The organism is Virgisporangium ochraceum (assembly GCF_016863655.1).
Lineage (GTDB): Bacteria > Actinomycetota > Actinomycetes > Mycobacteriales > Micromonosporaceae > Virgisporangium > Virgisporangium ochraceum.
Genome location: NZ_BOPH01000124.1, coordinates 44,967 through 59,582 on the forward strand (window position 1 = coordinate 44,967; position 14,616 = coordinate 59,582).

The 14,616-nt window shown below is 73.5% G+C and carries 12 protein-coding genes; 3 read left to right on the plus strand and 9 right to left on the minus strand.

What is annotated here, in order from left to right; genetic code table 11:
* Positions 1-113: 113 nt before the first annotated feature.
* A complete protein-coding gene (locus tag Voc01_RS43295) occupies positions 114-2,006 on the plus strand; it encodes a SpoIIE family protein phosphatase (RefSeq protein ID WP_203933566.1) in 1,893 nt (630 codons plus the stop codon).
* Between the two features lie 4 nt (positions 2,007-2,010).
* Here the strand turns inward: Voc01_RS43295 and Voc01_RS43300 are convergent, their stop codons facing one another.
* The 6 genes from Voc01_RS43300 to Voc01_RS43325 form a co-directional block, all read right to left on the minus strand.
* Positions 2,011-2,448, minus strand: a complete 438-nt coding sequence (locus Voc01_RS43300) for an SRPBCC family protein (protein ID WP_203933567.1) — start codon at positions 2,446-2,448, stop codon at positions 2,011-2,013.
* 4 nt (positions 2,449-2,452) lie between these two features.
* Positions 2,453-2,794, minus strand: a complete 342-nt coding sequence (locus Voc01_RS43305) for an ArsR/SmtB family transcription factor (protein ID WP_275423814.1) — start codon at positions 2,792-2,794, stop codon at positions 2,453-2,455.
* The gene (locus Voc01_RS43310) at positions 2,791-3,243 is read right to left on the minus strand and encodes an SRPBCC family protein (protein WP_203933568.1); all 453 of its coding nucleotides are present in this window, start codon (positions 3,241-3,243) and stop codon (positions 2,791-2,793) included. The genes Voc01_RS43305 and Voc01_RS43310 overlap by 4 nt, the downstream gene beginning before the upstream one ends.
* 71 nt (positions 3,244-3,314) lie before the next feature.
* Complete coding sequence (locus Voc01_RS43315; protein WP_203933569.1) at positions 3,315-4,910, minus strand: phytoene desaturase family protein; 1,596 nt, start codon at positions 4,908-4,910, stop codon at positions 3,315-3,317.
* Positions 4,903-6,948: an acetate--CoA ligase family protein gene (locus Voc01_RS43320; RefSeq protein WP_203933570.1), complete on the minus strand. Its 2,046-nt coding sequence runs from the start codon at positions 6,946-6,948 to the stop codon at positions 4,903-4,905. Before Voc01_RS43320 ends, Voc01_RS43315 begins: the two co-directional genes overlap by 8 nt.
* Positions 6,949-6,969: 21 nt before the next feature.
* Entirely contained in the window at positions 6,970-8,124 is a 1,155-nt protein-coding gene (locus Voc01_RS43325) for an ABC transporter ATP-binding protein (RefSeq protein WP_203933571.1), read from the minus strand.
* Positions 8,125-8,191: 67 nt separating this feature from the next.
* Between Voc01_RS43325 and Voc01_RS43330 the strand changes: the two genes are divergently transcribed.
* Positions 8,192-8,827 (plus strand): TetR/AcrR family transcriptional regulator, encoded by a 636-nt coding sequence (locus Voc01_RS43330; RefSeq protein ID WP_203933572.1) that lies wholly within the window; start codon positions 8,192-8,194, stop codon positions 8,825-8,827.
* Between the two features lie 62 nt (positions 8,828-8,889).
* Complete coding sequence (locus Voc01_RS43335) at positions 8,890-10,056, plus strand: acyl-CoA dehydrogenase family protein (RefSeq protein ID WP_203933573.1); 1,167 nt, start codon at positions 8,890-8,892, stop codon at positions 10,054-10,056.
* A gap of 220 nt (positions 10,057-10,276) precedes the next feature.
* On the opposite strand, the gene Voc01_RS43340 is transcribed toward Voc01_RS43335, so the two are convergent.
* From Voc01_RS43340 to Voc01_RS43350, 3 genes are all read right to left on the minus strand, one after another.
* Positions 10,277-11,734, minus strand: a complete 1,458-nt coding sequence (locus tag Voc01_RS43340; protein ID WP_203933574.1) for a GGDEF domain-containing protein — start codon at positions 11,732-11,734, stop codon at positions 10,277-10,279.
* A 161-nt stretch (positions 11,735-11,895) separates the two neighbouring features.
* Entirely contained in the window at positions 11,896-13,254 is a 1,359-nt protein-coding gene (locus Voc01_RS43345) for an aminobutyraldehyde dehydrogenase (protein WP_203933575.1), read from the minus strand.
* The gene (locus Voc01_RS43350) at positions 13,254-14,615 is read right to left on the minus strand and encodes an aspartate aminotransferase family protein (protein WP_203933576.1); all 1,362 of its coding nucleotides are present in this window, start codon (positions 14,613-14,615) and stop codon (positions 13,254-13,256) included. The genes Voc01_RS43345 and Voc01_RS43350 overlap by 1 nt, the downstream gene beginning before the upstream one ends.
* Between the last annotated feature and the right edge of the window lies 1 nt (position 14,616).

Consider the following 14,616-nt stretch of genomic DNA (forward strand, 5'->3'; position numbering starts at 1 on the left):
CCGCTACTGTCCGCTAGCGTCGGTGCGGAACTCCGGACCCCGGGAGGAGAACCATGGCGGCAGGCGGCCCGGCCGACGATTCCCGGTGGGCGGACCCCCGGTGGTGGGAGAGCATGCAACGGACCGGCGACCCGGCCACGATCATGGAGGCGTTCGAGAACGCCGCCCCCGTCCTGGTTCTCTTCGAGGGCCCCGAGCTGGTGATCCGCGCCGCGAACGCGGCCTGCCGGAAGCTCTACCGCCGGGAGGACGTGGTCGGGCTGCCGGTGCGCGAGGCGGTGCCGGCGATCGTCGGGCAGGAGATCTTCGAGGTCCTCGACCGCGTGTGGGTCGAGGAGCGTCCGTTCCTCGCCGTCGAGTGGCAGACGACGTTCGACCGGTCCGACCCCGACTCCGAGGTGTTCCTCACGTTCTCGCTGGTCCCCATGAGGCATCCGGACGGAACGATGCGCGGCATCGTCGCGCACGCCGTCGACCACACCGACGACGTCCTGGCCCGGCGGGCGGCGCAGGCCCGGCTCGCCGGCGCCGAGCAGCGGGCCGAGGCGGCCGAGCAGGTGCTGTTCACCCTGCAGCGGCACCTGCTGCCCGACGTGCTGCCGGTGCTGCCGCAGGTGCGCCTCGCCGCCCGGTACCGGGTCGCCGAGGCCGAGCTGCAGGCCGGCGGCGACTGGTTCGGCGCGGTGCCGCTCGGCCACGGCCGGGTCGCCCTGGTGGTCGGCGACGTGGTCGGCCACGGCGCGGAGGCCGCCGCCGCGATGGCCCGCCTGCAGACGGTGCTCCACGAGGCGCTGCTGCAGCCCGATGTCGACATCGCCGACGCCGTCGCCCGGCTCGACGCCTACGCCGCCCGCACGCCGACCACCCGCGCCGCCACCGTGTGCGTCGCGGTGCTCGACCCGGCCGACCGCACGCTGACATACCTGTCCCGGGCCCATCCGGCGCCGCTGGTCTGCGGCGCCGACGGCCGTACCCGGTACCTGCCCGCGACCCCCGGCGCGCCGCTGGGCGTCCGCGGCACCGCCCCGGCGCCGTCCACCGTGCGACTCGACGCCGGCGACCTCGTGCTCCTCTACACCGACGGCCTCGTCGAGCGCCCCGGCGAGACCCTCCACGACGGTCAGAGCCGGCTGGCCCGCGTCGCCGCCACGGCCCTCGACACCGGCGGACGGATCGCGCCCCGCTCGCTGCCCGACCGGCTCACGACGCTGGCGGTGGAGCGGATCACCCGGGTCGGGTACCACGACGACGTCACCGCGCTCGCCGCGCACCTCCTGCCCGCGCCGCAGCAGCCGCTGATCCTCGACCTCCGCGCCGACCCGGCCGAGCTCGCGACCGTGCGCGAGGCGGTGACCGCGTGGATCGGCCCGCTCGGCCTCCGCGACACCGACGCGACGGCGGTCATGCTGGCCGCCTGCGAAGCCGCCACGAACGTGGTCGTACACGCGTACGCCGACGGGGTGCCGGGCCGGCTCGGTGTCGTGGTCGACCTCGACGCCACCGGCACCATCCGCATGACCGTCGACGACGACGGCCGGTGGCGGCCGCCCACCGGCACGTCGGGCGGCCGGGGCATCGGGCTGATGCGCACGGTCTGCGACGAGGTCGTCATCGACAGCGGCGCGCACGGCACGCGCGTCACGTTGTGCCTGACGCCCGGACACCCGACGGTGCTCGCGCAGGACAACGGCCGCGCCTACGACGCGACCCCGGCCCCCCACGCGTTCAGCGCGATCCGCACCGACGAGCCCGGCCAGCGGCCGCGGCTGGCCGTGCACGGTTCGCTCGACGCCACCACCACGCCGCTGCTGCACGCCGCGGTGCAGCACCACAACTCCGAACCGCTCGTCCTCGACCTGAGCGCCGTGTCGCTCCTGGCGAGCGCCGGGGTGCAGCTGCTGCACCGGCTGACCGGTGAGCTGCCGATCGAGCTGTGGGCACCGCCGGGGACCAACGCCCGTCACATCCTCGACCTCACCGACCTGAGCGCCCGCACGCTCCCGTAGCGGCTCAGTGCCAGTCGCCGACCCGCACGTCGTCGGGTGCGGGGCTGCCCTTTCCGTTCTCCACCAACGACTTCAGGCTCAGCAGGAACGTCGCCCACTTGGTGCTGCAGTGGTTCATGAACTCGACCGGCTCCTTCCAGCCCCGGTGCCCGAACAGGATCACCGTGTACTCACCCTCCCGGCGGAGCTGCCAGTCGACCGTGGTGCCGATCCACTCCTCGGGGCCGTCGACGACCTTCCAGGTGACCCGTTCCGCCGGCCGCGTCTCGAGCACCTCCATGTCGAACCCGCCGATGGGCGGGAACCGGAACCGGAGAACGCCGTCGTGCTCGCTGGTGTCGGTGGTCCACCAGCCGGCGAGCCCGTCGACGGTCGTCAGCGCCTCGTACACGTTCTCCGGGGTCGCGTCCTTGACGCCGACCCGGTGCAGGATGTCCACCATTGCCTTACTCCTTCTCGTTGTCGATGTTGCGTTGGATCGATTCGGCGATCCGGGTGATGCGGCGCAGCCTCGCGTCCCAGGCCGACCCGACCGACGACAGCTGGGCGACCGCGCGGGCCAGCTGTGCGTCGTCGACCCGGTAGCGCCGCTCCCGCCCCGCGGAGGTTGCCCGGACGAGCCCCACGCGGTCGAGAACGGCGAGATGCTTGGCGATCGCCTGCCGGGTGACGGGCAGCCGCGCGCTCAAGGTGGTCGCGGTGCCGGCGCCGTCGGCGAGCAGCAGGTCGAGCATCCGCCGGCGGGTCGGGTCGCCGATCGCCGACCAGAGGTCGTCGTCGACGATCACGGCTGCTTCTCGGCGTACGGGACGAGCCGGGGCAGGAACGTGTCCCAGCCGGTGACGTGCTCCCGGTACTGCCGCTCCAGGACGGCGGCCTGCCAGCCCCGCTCGCGGAAGCCCGACTCGGTCATGGTGAGCGTCGTTCCGCTGCCGGACGGAGCCAGCTCGAACGTGACCAGCAACGAGTTGCCCTCGGTCGCCACCTCGCCGGCGTCGTGGGTCCACCGGAACGCGAACAGGTGCGGCGGCCGCACGTCGACGACGGTGAACGCCACGACCTTCCCGCCGGCGTCGCAGTCGCCGAAGCGGAGCTCGCCGGTGGACCCCGGTGTGGGCTCGTAACGCGCGTCGTCGGGCCACCACCGCCGGACGTGGTCGGGGTCGCTGACCACGTCGAACACCACCTCGGGTGACGCCTCGATGTAGACCTCGCGCTCGATGGTCCCGAACTCCATGTGGCCTCCCGCAACCTTTGGTTGCGAAAGACGTTAGCGCTCCCCCCGGCGATGCGCAACCATCGGTTGCTTCAGCGAGGGCTTTCGAGGTCGGCCAGCACCGCCCGGGCGGCGTTGCGGCCGTTCAACGCGATCACGCTGCCGCCCGGATGGGTGGCGGCGCCGCACAGGTAGACACCGGGGACGTCGGTACGCGGGGAGAGCCGGTTGGTCCACATCTGGTCGGGGCGCACCTCGCCCTGGAAGATGTGGCCGCCGGTCAGCCCGACGCGGGCCTCGATGTCGGGCGGGCCGAGGACCTCGTAGCTCTCCAGGCAGTCCTCGAAGTCGGGGGCGAACCGGCCGACGAGGTCGATGAACTGGCGGGCGACCTCGGTGCGGCGGGCCTCCCAGCCGCCGGTGAGGGCGTACGGCGCGTACTGGCCGAAGATGCTCATCAGGTGGCGGCCCTCGGGGGCCGGGCCCGGGTCGTGGCCGGTCTGGACGTAGATCTCCCCGAAGCCGACCGCCGGTTCGCCGGCGTCGCAGGCGGCGAACGCCCGTTGTGCCGCGTCGAGGCCGGTGGTCACGTCGACGACGCCGAGCGCCATGAACGTCTCGCCGGGCGCGGCGGTCCACGACGGGAGCCGGTGCAGCGCCGCGTTGAACTTCACGACGGGACTGCGGATGTCCCAGTCCTCCAGGCGCGTGCGGTACGGCGCCGGCACCGTGTCGGGCGGCAGCATGCCGAGCAGCCGCTTCGGGTCGGCGTTGCTGACGACGCGGTCGCAGCGGATCAGCGTGCCGTCGTCGAGCCGCACGCCCTCGCCGGGCAGCACCTCCGCGACGGTCAGCCCGGTGGTCAGTACCGCGCCGGCGTCGCGGGCGGCGTCGGCGATCGCGAAGCTCACCATGCCCATGCCGCCGCGCACGTAGCCCCATACGGCGCCGTGGCCGAGCACCTCGCCGGCGAAGTGCATCAGCTTGACCGCCGCGGTGCCCGGGTCGCGCGGACCGGCGTACGTGCCGATGATGCCCTGCCCGAACAGCGCGTCCTTGAGCCGTTGGTCGGTGACGAACTCGTCGAGCACGTCGGAGATGGACGCCTCGAACAGCACGTCGCACATGAGCCGCTCGTGGCCGAGCAGCTCCTCGAGCTCCGCCCGGCTCGGCGCGTCGACGGACCACGTGTCCACCGCGCCCTTGCGGAGTTTGATGCGGATCCGGTCGAACAGGTCCTCGTAGGCGACGTACCCGTCGATGTCCTTCCGGCTGAAACCCAGTGTCCGCAGGCCCTCCAGCGTGCGTTCGTGGTCCATCCACTGCGCGAACGCGGTGCCGTCGTCGTAGGGGATCCACAGCTGCGGGTCGGCGAGGTAGACCTCCAGGCCGCGCTCGTGCAGCCGCAGGTCGTCGATGACGGTCTGGTCGAGCAGCCCGATGACGTACGCGCACGGGCTCACCACGTACCGCCGGTCGGGGAACGGCCGGTCGAGGGTGGCGGCGCCGCCGAGCCGCTCGCGCGCCTCGAGAACCAGCACCGACCGGCCGGCGCGGGCGAGGTAGGCCGCGCACGTCAGTCCATTGTGGCCACCGCCGACCACGACGACGTCCCAGTGCCGGGCGGCCAGGTCGCGCACGGGCGCCGGCAGGCCGATCTCGCCGAGCCGGGCCGCGATGTCATTCATGGAGCCTCCTACGGATGACGGCGTCGACGGCGGTCGCGCCGTCGGGCCGTGCGATGACCGGGTTCAGCTCGACCAGGTCGAGGTCGGCGTCGCGGGCGAGGGCGGCCAGGCGGGTGGCGAGGTCGGCCAGGGCGTCGAGGTCCACGCCGGCGAGCAGGGGCGCCGCGCGCAGGCGGCGCAGGGCGTCGCGGACCGTCGCCGCGTCGAACGGCAACGGGACCAGCACCGCGTCGTCGAGCACCTCGACCCAGACCCCGCCGAGCGCGACGACGAGCACCGGCACCAGCCCGTTCCGCCGTACCGCGACCATCACCTCGACGCCCGGCGCGCACATCTCCTCGACCAGCACTGGCGTTCCGCCCCGGCCGGGCAGCGCCCGCAGCGCGTCGAACACCGCCCGGACGGCCGCGTCGCCGCGCACGTTCAGCCGCACCGCGCCGGCGTCGCTCTTGTGCCGCAGGTCGGCGTCGTTGAGCTTCATGGCGACAGCGCCGCCCACCCGCCGCGCGGCCGTCACCGCCGCGTCGGCGTCCGGGGCGAGGTGACCGGGCGGGATGCGGATCCCCGCCGCCCGCAGCAGTTCCTTGGCCCCGTGCTCGGACAGCCAGCCGCCCGGTGCGCCGGGAACCGTTGCGCCGTCGGCGATCGCGCGCAGGCGGGCCGGGTCGGCGGCCGGGTGGTGCAGGACGCCCGCGCAGCGCACGCCCTCGCGCAGCCCGGCGACCGGCACCAGGCCGGCGTCGACGAGCGCCTCCGCGACCGGCTCGGGCATCAGCTCCGGCAGCGTCGAGGCCACCAGCACCGGCTTGTCCAGCCGCTTGGCGCCGGCGACCACGCCGGCCAGCGCGTCGTCCCAGTCGGCCGCCGCGGCCGTGTCGAGGTCGGCGGGCCGGTCGTGGTAGACGAGCACGGTGCCGACGGCCGGGTCGGCGCCGGCGTGCGCCACGAGGTCCGCGGTCGGCCCGACCTGTCCGAAGAGGACAGCGGTGTAGTCCAGCGGGTTCGCGGCGGTCGCCTGCGGCGGCAGGACCGCGCTCAACGCGGTCACCGTGTGCTCCGACAGCGCCGGAAGCGCGACGCCGAGGCGGTGCGCCTCGTCGGCGGCGATCGCGGCGTCGCCGCCGGAGCACGTGACGACCACCGTGCCCGGCCGCGCCGCCCGGCGGGCGTACCCGAGCGCCTTCGCCAGCTCCAGCAGCTCGTGCGGGTGGTGCGCCCACACGCCGCCGGCCTCCTCCACGACCGCGCGCAGCACCCGCGCGTCGCCGGCGACCGAACCGGTGTGCGACGCCGCGGCGTCCGCGCCCAGCGGGCTCGCGCCGGCCTTGAGGACGACCACGCGCACGTCGCGCTCGGCGCACCGGGCCAGCGCGCGTACCAGTTTCGCCCCGTCGCCGTCGGCTTCCAGGTACAGCGCGACGGCCCGCACGCCGGGCAGGCCGGCGACGGTGTCGAGGTAGTCGGCGGCGTCGAGGACGGCCTGGTTCCCGCACGACACGACGGTGTGCAGCCGCAGCCCGCGGGTGCTGGCGAGGGCGTTGACGGCCACGTTGCCGCTCTGCGAGACGAGCGCGACCGGGCCGGGCGTCCCGAGGACGCAGGCGTCGCCCCACATCGGCGCCCGCGCGTGCACCGGGACGATGCCGTTGCCGTTCGGACCGCAGACCGGGATCCCGTACCGCAGCGCGGTGTCGCGCAGCCGCCGCTGCAGCGGGCGCCCCCCGGGCGTCTCCGCGAACCCGGCGGCGAAGACGACGGCGCCGCCCGCGCCGAGGTCGCCGGCCTCGGCGAGCAGGCCGGGCACGGTGGCGGCCGGGGTGGCGATCACGACGGCGTCCGGTGCGACCGGGAGGTCGGCGAGCCGGGGCACGCACGGCACGCCGTGGACGGCCGACGCGGTCGGGTGCACGCCGAACACCTGGCCGGGGAACCGGTTCGCGACGAGGTTCGCCACGGCCTGGTTGCCGTAGGAGCCCGGCCGGGCCGAGGCACCCACGACGGCGATCGAGCGGGGGTCCAGGAGCCGGCTCAGGTCCACCCCGTCAAACTGATTGGTGGATCAGTCAGTTGTCAAGCCTTCTCCGGTCAGGGCCATCTCCTCATCGCGCCGCACCGCGCTTGGCGCCGGTTCCGGCGCCAGGAGCCGCACCGCCGCGGGCGGCAGGTGCAGCGTCACCGCCTCGCCGGCGCGCAGGTGGTCGTGGTCGGAGTCGTTGACCAGCATGACCTGCACGACGGGGCCGTGCGGGAGCCGCACCAGCACCTGGCTGGTGGCGCCGACGTACACGAGCCGGTCGACGATCGCCGGCACACGGTTGGCGCCGGTGCCGCCGGCCGCCTCGAGCCGCACCCGCTCCGGCCGGATCACGATGCGGCCCGGTCCGCTGCGGACGTCACCGCCCACCGGCGTGCAGGTGACGGTGAACTCGCCCAGGCGCACGTCCGGGCCGCCGACGCACGTCACCTCGAGCAGGTTCGTCAGGCCGAGGAAGTCGGCGACGAACTCGGTGTCGGGGGTCTCGTACACGTCCTTCGGGCGGCCGCACTGCACGACGCGGCCGTGGTCCATCACCGCGATGCGGTCGGAGATCTCCAGCGCCTCCTCCTGGTCGTGCGTCACGAAGACGAACGTCGTGCCGACCGCGCGCTGCACCGCGGTGAGCTCGGCCCGCAAGGCCTTGCGGAGCTTGGCGTCGAGCGCGCCGAACGGCTCGTCGAGCAGCAGCACCGACGGGCGGCACACCAGGGCCCGGGCCAGCGCCACCCGCTGCTGCTCGCCGCCGGAGAGCTGGGTGGGGCGCCGGCCGGCGAGCGCCGACAGGCGAACCAGGTCGAGCGCCTCGCCGGCGCGGGTGCGCCGCTCCGCCTTACCGACGCCGGCCCGCCACCGCAGCCCGTACTCGACGTTCTGCGCCACGGTGAGGTGCGGGAACAACGCGTAGCTCTGGAAGACCGTGTTGATGGGACGCCGGTGGGCCGGCATCCCGGTGAGGTCGGCGCCGTCGAGCAGGACGCGGCCACCGGTCGGCGCCTCGAAGCCGCCGATCATCTGCAGCGTCGTCGTCTTGCCGCAGCCGGACGGGCCGAGCAGCGAGAAGAACTCGCCCGCGGCGATCCGTAGGTCGATGCGGTCGACGGCGACCGTCGTGCCGTGGACCTTACGCAGGCCCGCGAGCTCGAGCATCCCGCCCGTGGGCGTGTCGGTGCCCTTCATGTCGCGCAGTCTATGCGTGTCGCCGCGGCTGACTGAACAACCAGTAGGTCCGAGATATGGTGCACGTGTGTCAAAGGAGCAACACGCGGGAAACAGCCGTGCGGGGCAGACCGACCGGCGGCGCGGCGAGCTGCTCGACGCCGCCCGGCAGGTGGTGCTCGACCGTGGCATGGCGAGCGCGCGGATCGCCGACGTCGCCAAGGCGACGAACGTGAGCGGGGGTCTCGTCCACTACCACTTCGCCACCAAGGACGAGCTCATGGCGGAGATGCTGCGGGCGTCGAGCGAGGCGGAGCGGAAGCAGCTCGCGCGCCTCGTCGAGGCCGACGCGAGCGCCCTCGACCGCCTCGACCGCGTGATGCGCTACTACATCCCGAGCACCCGTGCCGACCAGAGCTGGATCCTGTGGATCGAGGCGTGGGCGGCGAGCCTGCGGGCACCGGCGATGCGGGCGATCCTGCTGGAGCTGGAGCGCGCCTGGTTGAAGGCACTCGAACGGGTGATCCGCGACGGGGTGGCGGCGGGCGAGTTCACCTGTCCCGACCCGGTCTCGGCCGCGGAGCGGCTCGACGCGTTGCTCGACGGGCTGATGGTGCGCAACACCGTGCACCCCGGTGCGATCCCGCGCAAGCGGCTGCTGGAGCACGTGCGCACCGCCGCGGCCCGCGAGGTCGGCCTGCGCCGCGAGGACTTCCCCGCTTGACACGTCGCCGCTCCGTCGATTGACTGAACCACCAGTCAGTTTCGTGGACCCGGGAGCCGCTGATGGCGCCGCTGGTACAGCTGTCCGCCGGGCAGCAACGCCTTGCCGACCGGGCGCGCCGCTTCGTCGACGAGGTCCTGCTGCCGCACGAGGTCGACGCCGAGCGGGCCCGTGGCCGGCTGCCCGACGAGGTCGTCGCCCGCATCCGCGACGAGGCGCTGGCCGCGAACCTGGCCGGCGGCCGGCACGCGGTCGAGCACGGCGGGCAGGGCTGGTCGACGGTCGACTACGTGGCCGTGCACGAGCAGTTCGGCCGCTGCACGAACGGGCTGTGGTGGTGGGTGCCCGACGCGTACAACGTGCTCGGCGCCGGCACCCCCGAGCAGATCGAGCGACACCTCGTGCCGTCGCTGCGCGGCACCGCGTCGCTGTCGTACGCGGTCACCGAGGAGCACGCCGGCTCCGACCCGTCCGGAATCGTCACCACCGCCCGCCGCGACGGCGACCACTGGGTGATCGACGGCGAGAAGTGGTTCGTCACCAGCGGCGACGTGGCGACCGCCCACATCGTGGTCGCGAACGCCGACGGCCTCGGTCCGACGCTGTTCATCGTCGACGCCGACCACCCGGGGGTGACGACCGTCGACGACCCGCCGTTCACCCACTCGTTCCCGCACGGGCACCCGACGATCCGCTTCACCGACGTGCGCGTGGGGCCGGAGGCGGTCCTGGGCGGTCTCGGCGCGGCCGACACGTTGCAGCAGGCGTGGTTCGTGGAGGAGCGCCTCGGCATCGCCGTGCACTGCGTGGGCGCGATGGGGAGGCTGCTGGAGGAGGCCGTCGAGTGGGCCTCCAGGCGCGAGCAGGGCGGCGCCCGCATCATAGACCACCAGGGCGTGTCGTTCCCGCTGGCCGACTCGGCCGCCGACGCCGCCGCCGCGCGCCTGCTGGTCTACGAGGTGGCGGCGCTTGCCGACGGCGGCGCCGACCCGAAGGTGGTGCACGCCAAGGCGTCCCTCGCCAAGCTGTTCGCCAGCGAGGCCGCCTACCGCTGCGCCGACCGCGTGGTGCAGACCTTCGGCGGACGCGGCTACGTGCGCACCTACGCGGCGGAGCGGTTCCTGCGCGAGCTGCGCGTCGACCGGATCTGGGAGGGCACCAGCGAGATCCAGCGGCTGGTCGTCGCGCGGGCCCTGCAACGCCGCGGCGTCCGCACCGTCATCGCCTAGTACCGGGGCGGGTTCACCCTCGACGACTCCACCGTCGACGAGCAGGCCCGCGCGGTCACCTGCCCATTGCGCGAACGCTGCACCACGACCAAGGACGGACGCAGCATCCGGCCGCACCCACACCACGCGCTGCTACGAAAGGCCCGCCACTTTCGATCACCAGCCGGTCAGCGGTCCCCGGCACGACCGCGCTGTCGTTCAGCGGTCTCCCAGGCCGGCATCAGCGGTGCATCGACGGCGCGATGACGTTGACCTGGCCGCGCCAGTTGTGGGTGCGGTTGCCACCGGCGGCGCGGGCCGCCGCCATCGCGTCCTCGGTGACCTGGAGCAGGCGACCGGGAACCGGCGCGTCGTACGGGAGCGCGGCCACACCGACCGACGCGGTGACCCGGACCTCCACGTCGGAGTCCAGCGGCACCTTCGGGTTCGCCACCGCGTCGCGGACCGCCTCGGCGAAATGCCCGGCGTGGTAGCCGTCTGCGTCGAGCAGCAGGATGCCGAAGCGGTGCGGGCCGGTGCGGGCGATGAGGTCCTCCGGCCGGCACATGGCCCGCAGCCGTCGCGTCACCTCGCGCAGCACCGTGTCTCCGGCCGGCTGCCCGTAGGTCTCGACGATCACGCGGAACACGTCGAGTTCGACGGCGACCAGGCCGAACTGGCCGCGGTTGCGCAGCGCCCGCTCACCCTCGATCGCGATGTTCGCCTCGAACACGCCCCGCGAGTGCAGCCCGGTGAGCGGATCGACGATCGCGCGTTCGCGTTCGCTCGCGGTGTGCGCGATCAGCCGGCTCACCAGAAGCACCATCAGCAGCACCGCGGCCGGCACCACGAACCACAGGTGGTCGACGCCGGCTCGGCCCGGCGCGACGAGCATCAGCACCGGAAGCAGCGCACCGATCACGAGCACGGTCAGCCGGGTTCCGCCGATGGGACCGGTGACGCTCGGCGCCCGGCTGTCGAGCCACCGCATCGACGGGTGCAGCGCGGAGGCACCCAGCAGCACGTAGGACAGGATCCACCCGCCGTCGAGCCAGCTGCCGTCCTCGTAGGTGCCGTTGGCCGAGCCCACCGCGTACAGCACGTCGGCGGCGAGCATGACGACCAGCCCGGTCGCCAGCAGCCGGAACGCCGGCGTCCGCGCGCCGGTGCCGAGGATCAGGCGCAGGGCGACCGCCAGCACGAGGAGGTCGAGGATCGGGTAGGCGATCACCAGCGCCGTGGTCTCACCGTCGGCCGCGAGCGGCGCGATGACGTACACCCACCACAGGACACCGGCGGCGATCACCAGCACGGCGGGGTCGACGAGCGTGGCCGACTCTCCGCGCGGGATGCGCCGCCGCACGAACATGATGAGCGCCACCAGAATGAACACGTACATGCCGAGATAGCACACGTCGACAGCGGTGCCTTCACCGATGATGAGGTAGAGCACGTCCCCGGTCGCGTAGGAGATCTGACCGGCGGCGAGCAGCAGCCAGCCGAGCGGCGCCGCCGGCCGGTGGATGACGACGCCGGCCACCACCGCGAGCGCGGCGCTCACCCCGACCGCCGTGTACAGCAGCTGCTGCGGGTCGTACGGCAGCACGAAGTAGAGGGCGAGACAGAACAGCCCGATGCCGGAGTAGACCAGCCACAGGAAGGGAGCGCGTTGCTTTCGCGGTGAAGTGTGAGAATTCACGCGGTCATGATTCACCGTCTTCGTTCGATCGAGGTCCACCGGACGGTCATCGCAACGAAACCGTTAGTACCAACGGTTTTCGGCTCGCGACGGCGCTTCGGAAACACCACTACCGGCGTGCCGTTCGACACGCCGGTAACGAGCGGAATGACCGTTGCCCGCTACCACCTCACCATCACGTGTCGCGGTTCGCTGTAGTGGTCGAGCGCGGCGGTGGACATGTCGCGCCCGTAGCCGGAGAGCCGGAACCCACCGTGCGGCATCTCCGACGCCGCGGTGATGTGGTCGTTGACCCAGACCGCGCCGAAGCGCAGCCCGGCCGCCGCGCGCATCGCGCGGCCGGCGTCGGCGGTCCACACGCTCGCCGCGAGCGCGTAGTCGACGTCGCCGGCCATCCGGAGCGCCTCGGCCTCGTCGGCGGCGCGCTGCACGGTGACGACGGGCCCGAACACCTCGTTCTGCACGATCTCGGACCTTTGGCCGGCGCCGGTCAGCACGGTCGGCGCGTAGTAGGCGCCCGGTCCGTCCAGGGCGCGGCCGCCGGTGGTCGCGGCGGCGCCGGCGTCCAGCGCCCGGGACACGAACCCGGCGACCCGCTCGCGCTGGGCGCGGCTCACCAGGGGACCCAGTTCGGTGCCGGCGTCGCGCGGGTCGCCGACCACCAGCGAGGCGGCCGCCGCGGTCACCGCGTCGACGACCCTCCCGTAGACGCCCGGGGTCGCGATCACGCGGCAGGCGGCGGTGCAGTCCTGGCCGGCGTTGCCGTACCCGGCGGCGCGCACACCCGCCGCCACGGCGTCGACGTCGGCGTCGTCGAGCACCACGACCGGCGCCTTGCCGCCGAGTTCGAGGTGCAGCCGCTTGAGCGTCGGCGCGGCGGCGGTCGCGACCGCCCGGCCGGTGCGGACCGAGCCGGTGACCGACACCAGGTCGACGCCCGGGTGCGCGGCGAGCGCGGCGCCCGTCCCGCCGCCGCCGGTCACCACCGTGAAGACCCCCGGCGGCAACGCCTTCGCGGCGAGGTCGGCCAGGCGCAGCGTGCTCAGCGGGGTCAGCTCGGACGGCTTCAGGACGACCGTGCAGCCGGCGGCGACCGCCGGCCCGAGCTTCCACACGGCCATCATCAGCGGGTAGTTCCACGGCGTGATCGACGCGACCACACCGACCGGCTCCCGCCGGACCATCGACGTGGCACCGTCGACATACTCTCCCGCCGCCGGCGCGCCGAGGCAGCGGGCGGCACCGGCGAAGAACCGGAGGTTGTCGACCGAGAAGTCGATCTCCTCCGGGGTGGCGGCGACCGGCTTGCCGACGTTGCGCGACTCGACGTCGGTCAGGCCCTCCCTATCGGCCGCCACGAGGTCGGCCAGGTGCAGCAGCGCGGCCGCCCGCTCCGCCGGGGTCCGTCGGCGCCAGTCGTCGAACGCCGTCCGCGCGCCGTCGACGGCCGCGTCGAGGTCGGCGGTGCGCGGGACCTCCGCGATCGTCTCACCCGTCGCGGGGTCGACCACCCGGTCCATCAGCCGCGCGCCGCGCCGAGGTCGGCGGCCAGCCGGCCCAGGTTGGACAGGAACAGCCGCACGTCGGCGTCGGAGTGCTGGACGGACACCGTCCACTGTTCGCACTTGCCCCACGGCGGCAGGAACACCCCGCCGTTGTGCTGGTACAGCCAGTGCGCGTGGCCCCACTGGTCGGGGTAGGCGAGGAAGTCGCGGTAGTGGTCGAGCCGGTCGTGGAAGATGACCGCGCCCTTCGCGCCGTAGGCGCGTACGAACCCGGGCAGGCGGTGCCGGCGCAGGATGTCCGTCGCGCCCTCGACCATCGTCGTGCGCAGCGACGCGAAGTGGGCGTAGGCGTCGTCGGTGAGGATCTCGGTGAGCACGGCGCGGCTGGCCGCCATCGTCAGCGGGTTGCCGTTGAACGTGCCCACCTGTTCGTACGCGCCGCTGGTGATGAGGCCCATCAGCTCGCGGGTGCCGCCGATCGCCCCGCACGGCAGGCCGCCGCCGAGCGCCTTGGCCAGACAGATGAGGTCGGGCACGACGCCCGACCACTCGGTCGCGCCGCCGGGCGCCAGCCCGAGCCCGGTCTTCACCTCGTCGAACGCGAGGTACGCACCGTGGCGGTGCAGCAGGTAACGCAGGCCGGCCAGGTACCCGTGCGGCGGCGGGATGAGGCCGATGTTCATCATCACCGGCTCGATGATCATGCCGGCGATCTCGTCGGGGTTCTCGGCCAGCACCCGTTCGACGGCGGCGAGGTCACCGAACGGCACCACGACCGTCAACGCCACCAACGGATCGGGAACCGCGGTGCCGACCGGTACGGAGTTCGGCTTCCCGGCCGGGCCCGCCGCTTCCTCGCTCGGGTACACGGACACCTGCACGCTGTCGTGGTGCCCGTGGTACGAACCCTCGACCTTGATGATCTTCGGCCGGCCGGTGGCCGTGCGCATGAGGTGGACGGCGTCCATCGTGGACTCGGTGCCGGAGTTGTTGAACCGCCACATCGGCAGGTCGAACCGGCGGGCCAGGTCGCGGGCGACCACGACCGAGTCAGCGGTCGGCTGCGCGAAGTGGGTGCCCTTGCGCACCCGGTCGGACACGGCGGCGACCACCGCGGGATGCGCGTGCCCGACGAGGCCGACGCCGAACCCGCCGTGCAGGTCGACGTACTCCGTGCCGTCGACGTCCACCAGGTGCGAGCCGCTGCCCCGGTCGATCCACACCGCTCCGGGCGGCGCGTCCTGCCAGTTCGACACGACGCCACCGGGCAGCACGTCGGCGCACTCCTGCCGGACCCGCTGCGACTCACCGGTGCGCGCGAGAAAAAGCTTCTCCTGGACCGCGATGAGGCCGTCGAGGATGTCCAGGTCCGTCACC

What these genes read in the sequence shown, in the direction of transcription:
- Voc01_RS43295 (WP_203933566.1), top strand. Translation starts at nt 114, where the DNA reads ATGCAACGGACCGGCGACCCGGCCACGATCATGGAGGCGTTCGAGAAC.
- Voc01_RS43300 (WP_203933567.1), bottom strand. Translation starts at nt 2,448, where the DNA reads ATGGTGGACATCCTGCACCGGGTCGGCGTCAAGGACGCGACCCCGGAG.
- Voc01_RS43310 (WP_203933568.1), bottom strand. Translation starts at nt 3,243, where the DNA reads ATGGAGTTCGGGACCATCGAGCGCGAGGTCTACATCGAGGCGTCACCC.
- Voc01_RS43315 (WP_203933569.1), bottom strand. Translation starts at nt 4,910, where the DNA reads ATGAATGACATCGCGGCCCGGCTCGGCGAGATCGGCCTGCCGGCGCCC.
- Voc01_RS43325 (WP_203933571.1), bottom strand. Translation starts at nt 8,124, where the DNA reads ATGAAGGGCACCGACACGCCCACGGGCGGGATGCTCGAGCTCGCGGGC.
- Voc01_RS43335 (WP_203933573.1), top strand. Translation starts at nt 8,890, where the DNA reads ATGGCGCCGCTGGTACAGCTGTCCGCCGGGCAGCAACGCCTTGCCGAC.
- Voc01_RS43345 (WP_203933575.1), bottom strand. Translation starts at nt 13,254, where the DNA reads ATGGACCGGGTGGTCGACCCCGCGACGGGTGAGACGATCGCGGAGGTC.